Below are 18,996 nucleotides of genomic sequence, written 5' to 3' on the forward strand. Positions count from 1 at the left end.
GTTATACTATTCGTTCTATCGCTTTTTTTACTGCAGAAAAGTAGAATTCATTTGCTTCTAGACCAGGATAAAGGGGCAATCGTATTAACCGATCGCTGTACTTTTGTGTCCTTTTAAGGAAATTATTTACCTCATAGTTAGATTCAAAAAAAGGAGCACTGTGCAAGGGTACATAATGGAATGTCGCCGGAATGTCCTCTTCTTTAAATGAATCAATCAATGCTTGCTGTTGCTCCTCACTATCAGCTAAAAAGTGAAAAATATGGTAGTTAGAGTCTCGCCCCTCTGGAATAACGGGAAGTCGCAATACATCAGCATATGGACTAAACAAATCCATATACTGCTGCCAAATTTGTCGACGTTTAGACTTTATCTCTTTACGTTTTTCAAGTTGAGCTTCCAACAGCGACATCAGTATATCAGATGGTATATAGCTACTACCCTCACTAACCCAAGTATACTTATCAACTTCTCCACGAATAAAAGCGGCCCTGTTAGTTCCTTTTTCTCGTATTATTTCAGCTTTTCTTGCGATTTCATCATTGTTTGTAATAAAAGCGCCTCCCTCACCGCATGTTATATTTTTAGTGTCGTGAAAACTATAACAACCGATATCACCAATAGTGCCAACCGGCTTCATATTATAATAAGCATCGATTCCCTGTGCAGCATCTTCTACTACATACAGATCATGTTGAGCTGCAATATCCATTATAGCATCCATATCACAACTCACCCCAGCATAATGTACCGGGACAATAGCTTTTGTACGATTATTAATTTTTCTTTCAATATCTACTGGATCAATATTCATTGTTTCTGGACGTATTTCAGCAAATATTGGTTTAGCCCCTCTAAGTACCACAGCATTAGCTGAAGAAACAAAATTAAAGGATGGCATAATTACTTCGTCCCCCTCTTTTATACCTAGTACCATCATTGCCATTTCAAGAGCATGTGTACAAGAGGTTGTCATAAGTACGTGATCGACACCCAACCACTCCTCCATTTCTTCTTGTACACGTTGAGTACTAGGGCCATCTCCTCTCAAATGTTTCTGTCGGAGTGCTCTAACAATAGCCTTTTCTTCCTCCTTTTCTATAAAAGGTTCATTAAAAGGAATATTCATATATCGTGATAAAATAAATAGCAATTAAAATGCTAATTAAAAGCAAATTCAACGCCTCATGCAATTCAATTCTTCAGAAATATTATTAACTTCCACTTCTTTTCAAATTAAATAAATTATTGTCTTGGGAATTATTATTCGGCAGAGTATACGAAATACGATTATTTCGTATATCGGTGTAGCACTCGGTTTTATTATTACCATTTGGATATATCCCAATATTCTATTGCCTGAACAATACGGATTGACCCGAGTTCTATTGTCACTAGCAATGGTTTCTACACAGTTGGCCAACCTTGGTACCCAAAATACTATTATTCGGTATTTTCCTATCTTCCGAAATAAAGAAAACAAACACCATGGGTCCTTATTTCTATCACTCGCAGTTCCCTTTATTGGGCTATTTTTTTTAACAATCATTCTTTACGCTTTCCGACCCGAAATTACCCAGCACTTTATTGAACGATCAGCGCTTCTCGTTGATTACTACTGGCTAATTCTTCCCCTGGCAGCTTTTATCCTTTTCTTTCATGTTCTCTCGGCATACGTGCGTGCACTCTATGATACCGTCATGTCATCTTTCTTAATGAATATAGTAATTCGAGTGCTTGCCGCAATCATTCTTGTTCTCTACCTATTAAATTGGATCACATTTTTCCAATTTATGATTGCCTTCGTATCAACTTACGGAATTATTACGCTATGGCTGCTAATATATACACTTAATGAATTCGAGGTCAATATTAAACCTGATTTTCAATTTCTTAGAAAATCCCTGCTTAAAAGTATGGGCAACTATAGCCTATTTGCCTTTTTCGGAGGTATCGCTTCTATTCTTGTTAATAATATTGACATAATTATGTTAGGCTCATTAGCTGGGCTCACCGAAACAGGTATTTATGCTATAGCATTTTATATAGGTTCAGCAATTACCATTCCTCGGAAATCAGTTTATCAGATTTCCTCTCCTTTGATCTCAGATGCATTTAAGAAAAAAGACCTAAATCTTATTGAAGATATCTACTCTCGATCCTCTATTAACATGATTATTGCAGGAGGACTACTATTCTGTGGGGTTGTTGCCAATATTGAAAACCTAATGAAGCTGTTACCCCCGGCTTATTCTGGAGGAAACCTAGTCATTATAATTATTGCCTCAGCAAACGTTTTCAGTATGGCAACGGGTGTTAATGGTGCCATTATATTAAATTCCAAACATTACCACTTCGATCTGTATTCAACGATATTTCTTATTTTTGTAACAATTATACTTAACTATCTCTTAATTCCAGTATATGGAATTCTTGGAGCAGCTATCGGTACTGCAACTGCAGTTATTCTGTATAATTTTCTTAAGCTCTTCTATGTTTATTTTCGTTTTTCCATGCAGCCATTCGAAACCCAAATACTTTACGTTTTAGCGATAGGAGCTGCAACAATGATCATTATTTCTCAAGTGCCAACGATGTTTAATACTTATATTGATCTCATAATAAGGTCTACTATAATTACTGGCCTTTACCTATCTCCCATCATTATGCTAAATATCTCAGAGCAGTTTAATCAACTTGTTTTTGAAACTATCAAAAAGATAAAATCTCCATTTTAAGAATTCCCCAACAGATTTATGAAAGCAATTAACGTCATACGACAAGATGATGACAACAGACTGGAAATAGAAGAAACTACTACACCGAAACCAGCAAAGGATGAGCTCCTTATTAAAATTGAAGCAACTGCTGTCAATCGTGCTGACTTATTGCAGCGTACCGGCAACTACCCTCCCCCCCAAGGAGCCAGCAACATTCTTGGACTAGAGATGGCCGGTATTGTAGAGGAAACCGGCAAGGAGGTTACAGAGTGGGAAAAAGGGGACCGCGTTTTTGCGCTATTGTCCGGCGGCGGATATGCTGAATATTGTACGATCCATAAAGATATGGCCATGCCTGTCCCCGATGAATTATCATTTGAAGAGGCAGCTGCTATACCCGAAACTTTTTTTACGGCTTTTCAGGCTATTGATTGGCTGGGAAAACTTCAGGAAGGGGAAACGATCCTTATCCATGCGGCAGGCAGTGGCGTGGGAACTTCTGCCATACAGCTGGCTCACCACTTGTACGATGCCCGTATCCTGGGTACGGCCGGCAAAGACCATAAACTGGAAACGGCAAAAGAGTTGGGAGCTGAGTTCGCATATAATTATAAGACGCAGAACTACGCCGAAGAGATTATTAATGATATTGGGACTGACTCTGTAGATCTTGTGATTGACTTTGTAGGCCAACCTTACTGGCATAAAAATATGGAGATTCTTGCCACCGACGGTCGTGTTGTTTATCTCTCTTTTTTAGGAGGACACAAGGTTGAGGAGATAAGCCTCATCCCAATCCTGAGAAAGCGATTGTCTATTATGGGATCCACCCTCCGGTCGCGCTCATTAGACTATAAAATTGATCTCACCCAGGACTTTAAACAGCAAACCCTCTCTTTATTTAACAATCAAACGTTAGCTCCTGTTGTCGATTCTGTTTATGATTGGAGTGAAACAGAGCAGGCACACCAACGGATGCAAAACAACAAGAACACCGGCAAAATTGTCTTAACGGGGATGTGATTTTATAAAAGCCACTGATTTACACAGATTAAAACTGATCAATAAGCAATCTGTATAAATTATTATTTATCAAAAATAAAACGTTTGAACTCTGGCTCATCACCAAAATTCATTAAAAGCCCTAATTCTATATCTGTAGCCTTCAAATAGTTAATTAATTGAGCTTTATGCTCAGACAATAGAATTGAAACAGCCTTCAATTCTACAATTACTTTGTTTTCAACTACCAAGTCAGCTCTAAACTCACCGACAATTATATCTCTAAAATACACAGTAATTGGTACTTGTGATTTCACATCCATTCCCAATTCATTCTTTAACGTGAATAGCATTGCACTTTCATACACTGATTCTAAAAATCCAGTCCCCAACTCATTATATACTCCATAATATCCCTTGATAATCTTCCTCGTCAACTTATGATGCTTATAAGTATTCATCTGTCTATAATCTGTGGTTATCTGTGGCCTTACATGTATGACCCGGAATCTTCTTAATCCTTACAAAATTGCCTAAGGATTTCTGTAGGCAGAATATTATCTTTGGGTCGAATAATTTTTTGCAACAGAACTAATTTACATTCATGGCGCAACCGACGTTTAGCACACATGTAGGAATGGTTGATATCCTACCCGACGAAGTAGGAAAATGGCAAAAACTGGAACGCATCATCCACGAAGAAGCCAAAAGGTTTAACTTCGAGGAGGTTCGTACTCCTATAATGGAGCAGACCGAGCTTATTGCACGGGGTGTGGGGCAACTCACTGATATTGTCTCTAAAGAGATGTTTGCCTTCGAGCGCGGTGATGACCAATATGTCCTACGTCCGGAATGTACTGCTCCAGTGGCCCGTTCCTTTGTTGAGCACCACCTAGACCAACGCGGCGGTACTCAGAACTTATACTATATTGGACCGATGTTCCGCGCCGAAAAGCCACAAAAGGGACGTCAGCGTCAATTCCATCAATTCGGAGCCGAAGTTATAGGGGCCGATGATCCCGCGGCTGATGTGGATATTATCGCTTTTATGATGGCGATATACGATCGTGTGGGTATCAGTAATACCACGCTGAAAATTAATTCTGTAGGTGACCCGGAAAGCCGAAAAGCCTATACCGAGGCCCTAAAAGATTATTTCCGTCCAAATCTGGATGAAATGAGTGAAATCTCAAAACGTCGGTTTGAGAAAAACCCGCTGCGTATTCTCGACTCCAAGGAAGAGGAAGATCAACCTTTTATTGAAGATGCCCCGGTTATCACTGATTTCCTTACTGAAGAGACAGCGGCCCATTACGAAAAGGTTAAGAGTTTACTCGATTCCTTGGAGATCAGCTATGAAGAAGACCCGCATTTGGTGCGCGGGCTCGACTATTATACCCGTACTGCTTTTGAACTTATCAGTCCCGATCTGGGTGCCCAAGACGCCTTAGGAGGCGGTGGTCGCTATGATCTTCTTATCGAAGAAATTGGCGGACGCCACACCCCTGCTGTTGGATTTGCTGCCGGTATGGAACGACTGCTTATTGCTTGTGAAGAGCTTGATATACAGCTACAAGAAGAAGAGATGCTGGATGTTTATATCGTAACACTCGGTGAAGATGCCCGGGAATGGGGCGTTCAGCATCTGCCTAAGCTTCGAAACGCCGGTCTTTCAGCTTCTATGGATTATATCGGCCGCTCAATGAAAGCACAGATGAAAGACGCTGATCGAGAAAATGCGCGCCACACCATCATTGTGGGCAGTCATGAATTAAATGAAGGTAAATTTACGCTGCGGAACATGAAGGAAAGTGAAGAAGAGGCTTACCCCTTTGAAGAGATTCTAAATAAATTAACGACTTAACCCCCTTTGCAGTCATCGCTGTATGTAATTGATTTCAGAGTGCTGCACAAATTACCACAGTAGCATGAAAAAGAAATATTACTTCATTGGTGTTGCCTTTTTTATTGTTCTGCTTATTGGGTATCACTTTTTTGCAGCATCCCAGGCCGAACAGATGATCGATGAGGCGATACAGAAAGAGACCCAAAAGAACGATGCCATCTCGGTACAATATTCTGCTATTCAGGTAGCTCCCTTTGCAGCAGATGTGACTATTAACGACCTTACAATCATCCTGGATAACCATATCGAACGGGCCAATAAGCTCAGCTTTGATATAGGCTACATCGATTTTTTAAATATCTATGTAGGGGGAATAAGTTATGGGCTCGATCATCTTCAAAACCTACAAGTAGCAGCTATTCGCCCTACTTATGTTAATAAAAAGGGATTGGAAGAGATAAAAGCTGATACTTTGAAGATAAGCTACCACGGCAATGCACTTGACGGGCTACGCAGTGCAATAAACGGCACACCCTTTGCCAGTTCTCAAACCATTGAGGCCCAAAGCTCCGGCTTAACTTTTTCTATACCCCAAACAACCTTTTCTACGGTTAGAGCCCATCATTTTCAATACAGTGGAACTATTGCTGAAGAGCAGGCAAACTTCTGGACAGAAGGCAGCCATCAGTTCCAATTGGATTCCCTCGTATGGACCCCCTCAACGAACTTTCAAAATAGCTATAGCTTCTTTATTAAAGGCTTTGGATACCCGACTGATGCCATTCCCTTCAAATCTGCCCAACTCCACTCAAAACCAACACATAAAGCTGATGGATTACATATTGAAGGTTCAGTAAGGTCTGAACTGGCCCTGTTTTCTACTACCGGTTTTATTCAGCTCAGAACTCCCCTGGAACAATCCAAAATTGAGGGGATGAAAATATCAGCCAGTGAATTTTCTAATTCTTTCAGTAATGTGCTCACAAATATAGAACGGTTACTCTCTTTTTCTATCCCAAAAGAAAACGGTAGTATAAGCCTGCAGTTGGAAGGCCCTATTTCCAATCCTTCTATCAAGAAATAAATTGCCCAACCACTGTTTGCACTCACAAGATCAGTAGCAAGTCAACCTCTTTTAGTTTGGCCCCTAAAAATTTAGTAGTCTGGACTCAGCATTCAGAACTTAGGAGTCAGGAGCCAGAAGTCAGGAACCAGAATGGATATTGCCAAGTAAAACAGCTAAAAGCATGGATTAGGGGACTGAGTGACTTAATCACCAAGTGACAGGCCGGGATTCTCTCAATTCCTAATTTTAAATTTCTCATTCTTAATTGTTCAGAATCCAACCTCCAGTATATTGTATCCTAAATCCTACATCCTATCCTCATGCATCACGAGACACGCATAACGGTATCACGCAACAAAATTGGCCGCAAATAAAAAAGGCGACCCGAAAGCCGCCTTTTCAATACCAATAATGTTTAATAGCTATTATGAAGTGGCCTCACTTCCCTCAGGCACATCATATGGTTGTTGGGTATCCGCGCCATAGTCCGGACGACGACTGAGAACATAGTATCCCAAAACGCCACTGACAAAAGAACCCAAGAGAATACCAATTTTACCAAACTCCAAGAACTCTGAACCTGCATCAAAAGAGAGATTGGCAATAAAGAGTGACATGGTAAAGCCGATTCCGGCCAGCAGGGCAACGCCATACACCACCTTCCAGGTTTCCTTGTTATCAGCAAGGTCGGTAAATCCTAACTTTGTTAAGATCCAGGTAAATCCTAAGATTCCAATCTGCTTACCAACAAACAGTCCTATTGCGATACCCCATGTTAATGTTGAGGCAAAAGCATGGCCCATTACTTCAGTATCAAAAACAACCCCTGCATTGGCAAATGCAAAGATCGGCATAATCAGAAAATAAACTGAAAAATGCAGCTTGTGTTCCAACCTGTGCAAGGGCGATTCTGCGTGTACTACGGTTTCTTCCATATGGTGCAGTGCCTGTTCTTTAGTAACGGGCATATCATCCTCCTCAGCCTGCTTAAACAGATCAAAACCTTCTTGAGCATACTCCTTAAGTTTAGAAACACTCCATCCCCGAGCTGCAGGTATTGCAAATCCAATTAATACTCCTGCAATTGTGGCATGCACACCCGATTTGAGTACAGCCCACCATATTACAAAACCAATAATCATGTAGGGCGATATTTTCTCAACCCCACGATAGTTAAGCAGCATCAACACCAGTAGGCCTGCTGCTGCAATACCCAATGCAATCATACTGATAGATTCCGTATAGAAAAACGCAATAACCAATACTGCGATAAGATCATCAACCACGGCAATTGCGGTAACAAAGACTTTCGCCCACACCGGTACTCGTGTACCCAGTAAGGCAACAACCCCAATCACAAAAGCAATATCCGTTGCCATGGGGATCGCCCAGCCACTCATATTTGCCGATCCGGCATTAAATCCCCAGTATATCAAGGCCGGTAGCAAAGCCCCGCCTACGGCTGCTACAGCAGGTAACAAGGCCGACTGAACGGTTGAGAGTTCACCATATTTAAGTTCTCGCTTAATCTCTAAACCAACGAGCAAGAAAAATATCGCCATCAGCCCATCATTAATCCAATGATGAACTGATTCATCAATAGTTAGATTGCCAACCCCAATTTGGATATGCATCTCTAAAAAGTGATGATATATTTCATAGAGTGGACTATTAGCCACAATCAAGGCAAGAATGGTGGCAAAAAGAAGCATCATTCCCGCTGCAGAGTCTTTTCGAAAAAAACTCTTAATCTTTTCTGTTATACTACTATTATTTGTCACTTTCCTGTTATTTTGAATTAATTTTTACGTTAAATAAACTTGTTTCGCTCTTATCAGAGTAGCCGTCCCTCTTTAGTTTTCGACGGACTTACGCCATTCTTTAATAACCTCAATATCTTCTATGTCTCCAATTATTGATAACTGATCATTTTCTTCTATTACGGTAGATCCGTGGGGAATTTTAATATCGCCATTGCGCTTAAGAATGGTAATTAAACTTTCACCCGGCAGATCAACCTCCATTATCTTTTTACCAATAAGCTCGCGTGTACTATTTTGTTTTGTAATAGTGATATTGATGAAACGTTCATCTCTGAGTAAGATCTCACGGAGCTCCGATTCATTTGATGCGCTGTTCCAACGTTCAATAAAATGTCTGCTGCCAATCATCTCTGCCAAGTGAGCAATAATCCGTAAGTGCTGACTGGAATTTTCAGATGAACTTACTAAAAAGATCATTGCACATAAATTTTCGACCTCCCCGGTCTCATCTTCATCAAGTACTTCGTATCCCTCGGTAGAAACCGTAATGCTCTCGGGAATACGTACAAGTACCATCTGCGGGTCACAATCTTTCTCAACCCGTATATGGTTGATCACCGTATTATTGCCAAGAGGAATGGTACCCAGATCCTGTGCTTTACAAAAGTCATCAACGAGCTGTTGCTCCTCCATCTTTAACCGTTTAGCAAGTATATCAGAAGCCTGCTTAATAATGGTTGTATAACTCAGCTTATCCGTGGGTTCATCGATAACCTCTGCCTGTGCAACAACCTGTTCATAGGGATCCTCCTCGCGCAACCCTTTTTCCCTGAGAATGCCACGCATCTCTCGCTCAAGCCCGTAATCTTTTCGCTTACCGAGCCGGGCCGTTACATGAAAAATAGCTCCCTCCCGATCGATCTTGCCATAAGCATAGTAATAAAACCATCCTACACTAAAAATACTGACTACAACAGTAAAGATAATCGACAGCAACCCCATTTCCAGGATAAGAACAGCAGAAAGAATCATCCCTGCTATTTGGATCCAGGGATAGAATGGAGAATTAAATCCGGGATCATACTCCTCAATCTTACTCTCGCGCATTACAATTACGGCAAGATTCAACAGTGCAAAAAGCATCAGCTGAAATGCACTGGCTAACTTAGCCACCTCAGCCACATCAAAAGCAACCAAGAAGAATATCATCAAGAATACGGTTGCGATGATAGCAATCACCGGCGTCCCCATTGTGCCTATTTTTGAAAACCATTTATCAATAAGTTTGTCACGGGCCATAGCCAATGGATAACGAGAAGCCGACATAATACCCGCATTACCGGTAGATGCAAAAGCTGCTACCGCTGCTATAACCACAAGCAGTATTCCCATATCACCCGGTAACCAGCTCATAAAGGCTTCGCCTGCGGTTGCTACAGGAGTTAAATCTTGACGAAACTCAGTAGGATCCAATACCGAAACCATAATAAAGACCCCTGCTACATAGACAAATATGGCCGACATAATAGATAAAAACATCCCCCACGGTATATTCCGATCGGGATTTCTTACCTCTTCGGCAACACTTGCAACCTTTGTCAACCCGGCATAAGAAACGAATACCATCCCAACCGTAGCCCAAAAACCGGTTGCCCCGTTAATAAAAAGTGGAGTAAACTGTGTTCTTGTCACCTCAAAGAAATCAACTGAAAATACTGAAAAAAGTCCCTGGGCAATATAGAACGTCATAATACTTATTAAGGCAGCCACCAGTACTTTTTGTAGCGCTGTTGTTTCTTTGGCCCCCACGATATTTAAAAGCCCAAAAACCACAGTTAATACAATTGCGACCGGAACAATGGGTACCTCAATAAAAATTGAGATATAGGCACCCATCCCTATCAAAGCAAAAGCACTTTTGAGAACAAGGGCTAACCATGAGCCATATCCCCCAACAGTACCCATTACAGGGCCTAAACTGCGATCAATAATATAATAAGTGCCACCTGCTTTGGGCATAGCAGTCGCCAGTTCTGCAACACTGAACATGGTTGGTAAAACAAGCAACCCGGAAACTAAATAAGCAATAAAAACTGAAGGGCCTGTTTCTGCAGCAGCAATGCCGGGTAGCAAGAAAAAACCAGAACTGAACATTGCACCGGTTGCTATGGCATATACATCCCATAATCCCAGCTGTTTTTCTAATTTTTCATGTTCCATATTGAGTATATACCAAATTAAAAGCCTACATTAATTAATTCTAATCGAGGGCAATAATAAGAAAAGTTTTGCCCTTCAACTACTCTGTATTATTCTTTTTCAATGATATTACATCTTCTATATAGAGATAACTGTTTTCTTTTGCGCATACAACAAACAGCATATTAGTTTTCCCTAAATCCTTTTATTTCTTTAATGTCTTCTGGATCTCCCACAATCGAAAGTCGATCTCCTTCTTGGATCACCGTATTACCATGCGGGATGTTTATCTCACCCTTCCGTTTCAACATAGTAACAAGACTTTCTCCGGGTAACTTTATTTCTTTCATTTTCTTTCCAATCATATCTTTTGTCTTATTACTGCTTTGTACTTTAATATTGATGAATCGTTCACTTCGTAGCAGTATTTCTCGCAACTCAGCTTCATCTTTCGCATTCTTCCATCGCTTCAGAAAATCATCTTGGTCAATCATTTCAGCGGTGTGAGCCAAAAAACGGAGATGCTGAGTAGAATACTCCTCCGGACTCACTAAGAAGAAAATGGCATAGAGTTTAGCCCCTTCTTGGTCTCCAACCAAGGAATCATAATGTTCATCATCTATCGTCACCCCTTCTTTTACCCGTACAATAACCAATTCAGGATCAGCATCGGTTTGCATTCTTGTATGATTTAATGCCGCACCTTCTCCAATAGGGATAGCTCCAAAATCACTTACAGAATCAAAAGCTTGGTGTAACGTTTCTTCACTTATACCCGCTTTTGAAGCCAAGTCGGAACAAGCCCGATCTACGATATCCTGATATGGGGTATGGGAATCTTCGACATCACAAACCGTTGCCCTACTCACAACAAGTTCATAGGGGTCTTCATCACGAAGGCCCTTTTCCTGCAATATGTGGCGCATTTCATTCTCAAGCCCGTAATCTTTATACTGGCCCAAGCGTTCATGGACATGAAAGATAGCCCCCTGCCGATCGATCTTGCTGTAGGCATAATAATAGTACCAGGCTACCGACAAAATCATTATTGCAACGGTAAACAGAATAGACAGAATTCCCATTTCAAAAATAAGCAGTCCCGAAGTTAACATCCCGATCATCTGCACCCAAGGATAAAACGGGGATTTATAGCCCGGGTCATATTCCTCGATCTGGCTCTCACGCATAACAATTACTGCCAGATTAAGCAGTCCGAATAAAAGTAGCTTAAAAGCACTGGCCAATTTAGCTACCTCTTTTACATTAAAGACCAGGAGTAAAAAGATCATCATTCCCGTAGTAACAGCAATCGATGTTGTAGGGGTATCAAACTTACCCAATTTCGAAAACTTGGGGTGGACTAATTTATCCCGCGCCATAGCTAACGGAAATCGGGAAGCTGACATAATACCTGCATTACCGGTAGAAGCAAAAGCTGCAATTGCTGCAATAACAACAAGAATTAAACCGGTATCACCGGGAAGCCAGTCCAGAAAAACATCTCCTGCAGTAGCAACAGGGGTAAGATCCTCCATAAAAGCACTTGGCTCAAGAACTGCAGTCATCAGATATACTCCCGACACATACACCACAATAGCAGTCGTAATCGACAGGAACATCCCGCGAGGAATATTACGATCCGGATCTTGCACTTCCTCAGCAACGCTTACAACTTTTGTAAGCCCGGCATAGGATACAAATACCATCCCGACTGTTGCAAAAAATCCCTGAACCCCTTCTTTAAAAAATGGGGTGAATTGCTCGCGATGCACATCCAGGATATCCAGAGAAAACAGATGCGAGAATCCCTGCACCAGATAAAAAGCCATAACAGAGAGCAAAGTAATCACAAGAATATTTTGCAACTTACTGGTCTCTTTAGCTCCAAAAATATTCAACGCTCCAAATGCCACTGTCAAAATAATAGCTACAGGCGTAATTGGCACATCAAAAAATATTGAGATATAGGCTCCCATACCGATAAGAGCAAAAGCGCTCTTAAAAACCAGTGACAACCATGAACCAAACCCTCCAATACTTCCCATCAACGGGCCAAGCGTTCTATCAATGATATAATAGGTGCCCCCGGCTCTAGGGAATGCTGTTCCCAGTTCTGCCTTACTTAACATAGTAGGCAACACCAACAGACCAGACACAAGATAAGCCAAAAAAACCGATGGCCCTGTCTCACCAGCTGCCAGCCCCGGCAACAGGAAAAGACCGGAACTAAACATCGCTCCCGTTGCAATTGCAAAAACATCAAATGAACCGAGTTGTTTTTTTAATTTTTTTGATTCTTCTAGCATTAAAAATAGTATATTAATTAATTGAAGTTACTTAGGATGGGAGAACAGCTCTTAGATAAAAAGTTAATCTTGCCCTAATATCTTATTCGATTTTATTCTCATCTTCGGAATCTGCAAATAGGTTCGCTTCTTTACCCAAACGCCCCATCATTCGAATGCCGTACGCAATTACCATAAGGCCAATAAATCCTTGCGCTTTCACACTAAATATTGGGTGAAGGTCAAAAAGCACTATAATGATGTATTCTACCGCTGCCGATGCTATAACAATGCCCACCAGCCAAACCAGCTCTGTAATAAGCTTACTCTTGAGTTGGGTATTCATAAAAATAGATTTTTTTAAATTAGACCTTATAAACTGAGTTTAGAAGTACGTCGTTTCATTTTTACCCAAAGGTTCTTTTTCTTCTATGGAAGAACAAAGGTTAACTGGACATTAAATAATGGGATTTTTTTACACATAATTCCTTTATTGATTTAAATATACATCTAGTAGATCCAATAATCTATCAAAAAACTTTGTTAATCATATTTCATTTATTGATTTTCAGTCTCTAAAAGATCAACATTTATTTTTAACTCTGCTATAGCTATAAAAGTTTTTCCATGGCTGAACACTTACTAATTGGCATTACAAGCATCCTCATTTTTGGTATTGGGGCACAGTGGGTTGCATGGCGATTTAAACTCCCTGCTATATTATTATTACTTATCTCCGGTATTGCCGCCGGCCCTGTTTTTGGATTACTGGACCCAGACCAACTCATGGGCGACCTTTTAGCTCCTTTTATTTCTGTTTCTGTTGCTATCATTCTCTTTGAGGGAGGCCTGAGCCTACGATTTTCGGAATTGAAAAATATTGCCGGCATAGTCGGTAACCTCGTAAGTATAGGTGTAGTTGTTACATGGGTCATTACCGGAGTTTCAGCCTTTTATCTATTTCCTTTGGGGTGGGAATTATCCATACTATTAGGTGCTATACTGGTAGTTACAGGGCCTACGGTTATTATCCCACTGCTCAGGCAGGTGCGTCCTTCAGGTCAGGTAGGCTCTATATTAAAGTGGGAAGGAATTGTCATTGACCCCATCGGGGCCATGTTAGCCGTACTTGTTTTTGAAGTGATATTAAGTACCAGCCTCTCAGCCGCAACGAGTCTGGCAGTAATGAGTATTGTTAAAACAATTTTCTTTGGCACTCTAACGGGATTAGCCGGTGCCGGTATGATCTATTTCTTACTAAAAAGGCACTTGTTACCTGATTTCCTTCAAAACCCAATCAGTCTTATGGTCGTGGTAACGGTCTTTACCATCTCCAACATGTTACAACATGAATCAGGACTTTGGGCAACAACACTAATGGGAATTGCATTGGCCAATCAGAAATCAGCTCAAATACACCACATAACTGAATTTAAAGAGAACCTCCGGGTCCTTCTGCTATCAGGATTGTTTATATTATTAGCAGCTAGAGTTGAGCTGAGTAGTCTGATGGATAACTTAAACTGGAACCTGGTAGCCTTTTTAGCAATCCTGATCTTTGTGGCCCGCCCCATCGGTGTGTATATCTCGACCATATTCTCGGACATCAACTGGCGCGAGAAGCTGTTTCTGTGCTGGATGGCACCACGAGGTGTTGTAGCCGCATCCATTTCTTCGATCTTTGCTATCAGCTTGGCACAAAATGGTTTTGAAAACGCCAACCAATTAGTACCCATTGTCTTTTTAGTTATCATTAGTACCGTTACAATTTATGGGTTACCCGCTTCTTGGGTTGCCCGAAAGCTGGGTGTTGCAAAACCTGTTCCCAATGGTGTTCTAATTCTTGGGGCTCACGATTGGGCTTTAAAAATTGCAGAAGCAATTAAAAATGAAGGATTTAAAGTATTGGTAGCAGATGCAAACTGGAAACATATAGCAAAAGCGCGAAAGAAGGGGTTTGAAACATATCACGGTAATATCCTCTCCGAGTTTGCTTTGGATGATATTAATCTGGATGGGGTAGGACGCATGCTTTCGCTAACCCCTAACGATGAAGTCAACTCTTTGGCAGCCCTTCGGTTCGGAGAAATTTTTGGGCGGTCCCATGTTTTTCAACTTGCTCCAAACACCAAGCAGCATACCGAAGAGAAAGAAGTTACCAGTCATCTAAGCGGACGTATCTTATTTGATCCCAAGCTCAATTTTGATCACATATCAAAAATTATGGCAAAAGATGATGTCATAACTGTTGAAGAGGTGACAGAAGATAACAAACCCGATGAAGCTGAAGTTGGTCAGGAAAAAATTCCGTTATTTCAAATTACATCCAACAATGAAATTCAGCCCTTTACTGTAGACAACCCGCCTACTGCAACCGTTGGAAATAAGATATTTTATATTCCCTATGTTGAAGAGCTTACAGAGGTATAGTAAGAGTAGTAGCTTCATTGATAGAATTTGAGATAACCTAAATTCTTATATATTGCAGTAGATAGCACAATAAATCGTGGGTAATATATCTATCATGTATAGATGGGTGATTTGCATATTGGTAACTGCAGGGTTAAGCTTTCAACTTAGTTGTAGCCGTTCTGCTATGCTCTTTTCTTCCAACAACCAGGACAGTACCGCTACGAAGCACTATACAACAAGCTTCCCTACCTACGATATATCGAAACATATAGAGGATGCTCGCAGCTCTATTTTGAGAATTCTTTCTACAAGTTTTTATGATACCTATACCTTCGACGAAGCATACCTGACGCTCGATGATATTAAAACCAATACCCCGAAAGAACTAGCTGATGCCCACTACTCTTCTGAAGAGAGTACTGCCGGAACAGGTATCGTATTAGAGAACGCTTTTAGCAACTCATTAATTATTACCTGCCAACATGTAGTATCATCACCCGATACTGTTATTAGCTATTTTGAGGGCAGCGATATTCCAGAGGAGACTTTTGTCAAATCAATAAGCATTAAACACAAACAAAATAATCTACTGTTTACCAAAAACAGAATCTATAGTTTTAATATTATTGCTGCTAATGAAAACCATGACATAGCACTACTTTCTGTAGACATCCGCGAAGATGAAAAGCTACCTCATCCCCCTATTCAGTTTGGCCTCGGAGATTCGGATGATCTGAAAATGGGGTCCTTCCTTTATGTGTTAGGCTTCCCAAGTGGATATCCAATGATAACCCGCGGTATTACAAGTACACGCCCCAAAAAAAACAAACACTTTTTTCTTACAGACGCTTTATTTAATCCGGGGATTAGTGGCGGGCTGGTATTAGCCAGCAAGAATAATTTTCACGACTTTAAATGGGTGGGCATGGCACGTTCTGCAACAGCATCGGAGGAAAATATATTGGTACCACGTACATTTAATAAAGACTACAGCAAGCTGGCAAAACCCTATGCAGACCAAGCTTTTGTGCAAAAGAAAGTGAGAATTTCATATGGAATTACTCAAGCTATCCCCATTAATACAATCAAAGACTTTATAGAGAATCATCAGCAGCAAATTACTGAAAACGGCTTCCGATATTCTATAAGAGATTAGCTAACCTAGTACAACCTTTTTTATCTTGGACGTTATAAACGGCTGTGGATAAACCTCAATATTTTTTCCATTTCTTCTTTAACTACTGATGTTGATGTTACATAGTGATTATTCATAAAGCTAAATATCAACTTTCTGCCACTTTCTGTAATAAGATAACCACTTAAACTATGGTTATTGCTGAGGGTCCCTGTTTTGGCAAATACATACGGTTTATCCCCTTCTGCAGGAAGATACCAATCTTTAATGGTACCACTCTCACCTCCTGCAGGAAATAGATGAAAGAGATTTTTATCCTCAGTAAATTCATCATCAATTAGCCAAAGCAGGTGAATAATAGAGCGGGGAGTAAACATATTGTATCGAGACAGCCCCGACCCATCAACCCATTGCGGTTTATCTGGGAGAACATCGAAATACTCATTACTCATCTTCTCGATCGTACTATCAGAATTCAAGGGATTCCCCAATTCTGCAGCAGCTACCAAAAGTAGTTGCTCGGCAATAAAGTTATCACTTGGTAATAACATTCGTTTGTATGCCGTATCAGATTTAATACTATAAATTACTTGTGCTGAATCTGGCTTTGTTATATCTCTTAAATACGTTACCGATTTGCCTAAGGTATCAGTTAACATATCGGTAATCAGTTCTGGCGTATAATGATATGGCTTATCAATGGTATACCTTTTAGTATCGGCCTGTGGTTTATACTCAAATTCGTTATTTGTGAACCCTCGAAAAAGTATAGGATCGTTGGGGATCTTCTTTACCTCTTTGTTTATATATGAACGAAAGATCGGTGGGGACACTGCTAAACCACTATCAGTAGTAACAACCTGTCGCCGTTTTACTTCTTCTATTGTAAACGTAGCTGTATTACCATACATCGGCAGTGGGCTCTTTTCGGTTTGATAGTAGTAGTTAGAATCATCCCAGGCCCATCCGGGTCCAAAGCGTTTACTCTTAAAGTTGGAATCCGAATAATACAGTTGTTCTTCTCTGTTCTTCAGGAATTGATATACGCTCCCGTTGCCAAACTCGGGGTGTAAGAATGAAGGATCTCCCGTACCCCAGAAAATAAGTGAGTCACCGCGTACCACATACTCTAATGCCCGAATTGAATCCGGTAACAGTTTCAAACCGGCATAAAAGGTAAACAGTTTGGTATTTGATGCCGGGGTAAAGTAACGCCCCTCATTATGTCCGTAAATCAAAGTATCTTCTTGGGGATCATACAGGGCAAAACCGGTAAGGTTAGATGAAAACACCTTGGAAGTATCAAACATTACCGCAAAGGGAGACTTCGATTTCTTCGTGGTGGTTTCAACTATTGTTTCGGTTGTTTGACATCCACCGAGCATGAACATTCCCAACCCAAAAATAAAACAAGATATACGAAATAATTTCATCAGAAAAGTGATGTCGATTAATACTTTATTGCGTCAGCAAATCTTAAGATCAACACTAACTTAGTAGAACAATATTTATAATAATAAATTTAATGATCTGCCATAATAGGTTTTATGGGCTCGCCTCATCAAAATAGGCAGGAACCTGTATATCCAACATCGTTTTGAGACCTGCCCCTGCCTCGCGAACCGAACAAATTGCATTTACTGTAATAGCCGAAGTTGCAATATCACCATTAATACCCCCGTCAATAGTTGAAGTAAAAGTCGGAGTTCCCGAAATGTTGATAGTGTCGTGAGAATGAGTAACTCCTGCTGCAGCTTTAAAAACGAGAGTGATAACCTCCTTTCCATCTCTATAACCCCGCCCTACCTGTTTAACTCCAGAAACCTGCCCCTTATCAACATCTATCCGATCATTTTTCAAATCCCGGTCAGCTTTCACCAGTTCTAATGTCTCCTCAACATCACTCAACTGCCAATTCATAGCATCGGCAATCATACGCACCGACTCCTCTACTCCTACGTGCCTGATGGAATCGCGTTTAGCTTTGAATTCTGCTTCTGTAAGCCCTATACCAATTTTATCTCGAAAGGGTTTACGTCGCGGCTCGGCATCTTGAATGCGCTCCACTTTTACCTTATCAATCTTCTGGCATACTGATGTTAATACTGAAGGCAGATAATCCATCAAAAAACCGGGATTTACTCCCGTGCCCAGACAACTAACCGCCTGCTTTCGACAATGTTCATCAATCCGTTTTGCTACTTCAGGCTGTGTTTGCCAGGGATGCGAAAGTTCCTCGCAGGTCGAAACAATATCCAAACCATGACCTGCTGCTTCAATAATCTGCGGTGATACCTTTTTAAGGGATGACAAGGTCGTAATAACGGCTACATCGGCTTTATCCAGTAAAGCAACGGAATCCAAGTCCGGCGCAATTTCAACTCCTATTTTTTGCAGTCCTGCATGTTCACCGAGATCATTACCAATTTTATTGGGATCCGGATCAATCCCACCCACGATAGAAATACCTTCGCGCTCGGCCAGGTAGCGTGTTAATTGCTGTCCTATCGGGCCAAGTCCCATTTGTACAATATTCATCATAAAACTATTCTAGTAATTCTTTTTACA

Annotated in this window: 14 protein-coding genes; 6 read left to right on the top strand and 8 right to left on the bottom strand. The window is 40.8% G+C overall.

The features are described from left to right. Position 1: 1 nt before the first annotated feature. Positions 2-1,129 (bottom strand): dTDP-4-amino-4,6-dideoxygalactose transaminase, encoded by a 1,128-nt coding sequence (gene rffA, locus G3569_RS15655; protein WP_165270972.1) that lies wholly within the window; start codon positions 1,127-1,129, stop codon positions 2-4. Positions 1,130-1,253: 124 nt separating this feature from the next. Between rffA and G3569_RS15660 the strand changes: the two genes are divergently transcribed. Both G3569_RS15660 and G3569_RS15665 read left to right on the top strand, forming a co-directional pair. Continuing rightward, the gene (locus G3569_RS15660) at positions 1,254-2,738 is read left to right on the top strand and encodes a lipopolysaccharide biosynthesis protein (protein WP_165270908.1); all 1,485 of its coding nucleotides are present in this window, start codon (positions 1,254-1,256) and stop codon (positions 2,736-2,738) included. A gap of 18 nt (positions 2,739-2,756) precedes the next feature. Then, a complete protein-coding gene (locus G3569_RS15665; RefSeq protein ID WP_165270910.1) occupies positions 2,757-3,743 on the top strand; it encodes an NAD(P)H-quinone oxidoreductase in 987 nt (328 codons plus the stop codon). A 62-nt stretch (positions 3,744-3,805) separates the two neighbouring features. On the opposite strand, the gene G3569_RS15670 is transcribed toward G3569_RS15665, so the two are convergent. Next, on the bottom strand, positions 3,806-4,183 hold the full coding sequence (locus G3569_RS15670) for a GxxExxY protein (RefSeq protein WP_165270912.1): 378 nt from the start codon (positions 4,181-4,183) through the stop codon (positions 3,806-3,808). A 143-nt stretch (positions 4,184-4,326) separates the two neighbouring features. Between G3569_RS15670 and hisS the strand changes: the two genes are divergently transcribed. Then, positions 4,327-5,586, top strand: a complete 1,260-nt coding sequence (gene hisS, locus G3569_RS15675) for a histidine--tRNA ligase (RefSeq protein ID WP_165270914.1) — start codon at positions 4,327-4,329, stop codon at positions 5,584-5,586. Positions 5,587-5,650: 64 nt separating this feature from the next. After that, on the top strand, positions 5,651-6,652 hold the full coding sequence (locus G3569_RS15680; protein ID WP_165270916.1) for a hypothetical protein: 1,002 nt from the start codon (positions 5,651-5,653) through the stop codon (positions 6,650-6,652). A 407-nt stretch (positions 6,653-7,059) separates the two neighbouring features. Here G3569_RS15680 and nhaA read toward each other — a convergent pair whose 3' ends face one another. From nhaA to G3569_RS15700, 4 genes are all read right to left on the bottom strand, one after another. Continuing rightward, positions 7,060-8,415, bottom strand: coding sequence for a Na+/H+ antiporter NhaA (nhaA, locus tag G3569_RS15685; protein ID WP_165270918.1), 1,356 nt, complete (start codon positions 8,413-8,415; stop codon positions 7,060-7,062). Positions 8,416-8,487: 72 nt separating this feature from the next. Beyond that, entirely contained in the window at positions 8,488-10,617 is a 2,130-nt protein-coding gene (locus tag G3569_RS15690) for an amino acid permease (RefSeq protein WP_165270920.1), read from the bottom strand. 164 nt (positions 10,618-10,781) lie between these two features. Beyond that, positions 10,782-12,902, bottom strand: coding sequence for an amino acid permease (locus tag G3569_RS15695; RefSeq protein WP_165270922.1), 2,121 nt, complete (start codon positions 12,900-12,902; stop codon positions 10,782-10,784). An 82-nt stretch (positions 12,903-12,984) separates the two neighbouring features. Then, entirely contained in the window at positions 12,985-13,227 is a 243-nt protein-coding gene (locus tag G3569_RS15700; RefSeq protein ID WP_165270924.1) for a hypothetical protein, read from the bottom strand. A 281-nt stretch (positions 13,228-13,508) separates the two neighbouring features. Between G3569_RS15700 and G3569_RS15705 the strand changes: the two genes are divergently transcribed. Beyond that, entirely contained in the window at positions 13,509-15,311 is a 1,803-nt protein-coding gene (locus G3569_RS15705; RefSeq protein WP_165270926.1) for a cation:proton antiporter, read from the top strand. Between the two features lie 166 nt (positions 15,312-15,477). Next, positions 15,478-16,449: a S1 family peptidase gene (locus G3569_RS15710; RefSeq protein WP_165270928.1), complete on the top strand. Its 972-nt coding sequence runs from the start codon at positions 15,478-15,480 to the stop codon at positions 16,447-16,449. Positions 16,450-16,481: 32 nt separating this feature from the next. On the opposite strand, the gene G3569_RS15715 is transcribed toward G3569_RS15710, so the two are convergent. Both G3569_RS15715 and G3569_RS15720 read right to left on the bottom strand, forming a co-directional pair. Further along, the gene (locus G3569_RS15715; RefSeq protein ID WP_165270930.1) at positions 16,482-17,861 is read right to left on the bottom strand and encodes a D-alanyl-D-alanine carboxypeptidase/D-alanyl-D-alanine-endopeptidase; all 1,380 of its coding nucleotides are present in this window, start codon (positions 17,859-17,861) and stop codon (positions 16,482-16,484) included. Positions 17,862-17,973: 112 nt separating this feature from the next. After that, the gene (locus G3569_RS15720) at positions 17,974-18,969 is read right to left on the bottom strand and encodes an NAD(P)H-dependent amine dehydrogenase family protein (protein WP_165270932.1); all 996 of its coding nucleotides are present in this window, start codon (positions 18,967-18,969) and stop codon (positions 17,974-17,976) included. Between the last annotated feature and the right edge of the window lie 27 nt (positions 18,970-18,996).

Source organism: Fodinibius halophilus (genome assembly GCF_011059105.1).
GTDB lineage: Bacteria > Bacteroidota > Rhodothermia > Balneolales > Balneolaceae > Fodinibius > Fodinibius halophilus.

Excerpts from the sequence above, each read along its gene's own strand:
- rffA (WP_165270972.1), bottom strand. The coding sequence starts at position 1,129 with ATGAATATTCCTTTTAATGAACCTTTTATAGAAAAGGAGGAAGAAAAG.
- G3569_RS15665 (WP_165270910.1), top strand. The coding sequence starts at position 2,757 with ATGAAAGCAATTAACGTCATACGACAAGATGATGACAACAGACTGGAA.
- G3569_RS15670 (WP_165270912.1), bottom strand. The coding sequence starts at position 4,183 with ATGAATACTTATAAGCATCATAAGTTGACGAGGAAGATTATCAAGGGA.
- hisS (WP_165270914.1), top strand. The coding sequence starts at position 4,327 with ATGGCGCAACCGACGTTTAGCACACATGTAGGAATGGTTGATATCCTA.
- G3569_RS15680 (WP_165270916.1), top strand. The coding sequence starts at position 5,651 with ATGAAAAAGAAATATTACTTCATTGGTGTTGCCTTTTTTATTGTTCTG.
- G3569_RS15690 (WP_165270920.1), bottom strand. The coding sequence starts at position 10,617 with ATGGAACATGAAAAATTAGAAAAACAGCTGGGATTATGGGATGTATAT.
- G3569_RS15695 (WP_165270922.1), bottom strand. The coding sequence starts at position 12,902 with ATGCTAGAAGAATCAAAAAAATTAAAAAAACAACTCGGTTCATTTGAT.
- G3569_RS15700 (WP_165270924.1), bottom strand. The coding sequence starts at position 13,227 with ATGAATACCCAACTCAAGAGTAAGCTTATTACAGAGCTGGTTTGGCTG.
- G3569_RS15705 (WP_165270926.1), top strand. The coding sequence starts at position 13,509 with ATGGCTGAACACTTACTAATTGGCATTACAAGCATCCTCATTTTTGGT.
- G3569_RS15710 (WP_165270928.1), top strand. The coding sequence starts at position 15,478 with ATGCTCTTTTCTTCCAACAACCAGGACAGTACCGCTACGAAGCACTAT.
- G3569_RS15715 (WP_165270930.1), bottom strand. The coding sequence starts at position 17,861 with ATGAAATTATTTCGTATATCTTGTTTTATTTTTGGGTTGGGAATGTTC.
- G3569_RS15720 (WP_165270932.1), bottom strand. The coding sequence starts at position 18,969 with ATGATGAATATTGTACAAATGGGACTTGGCCCGATAGGACAGCAATTA.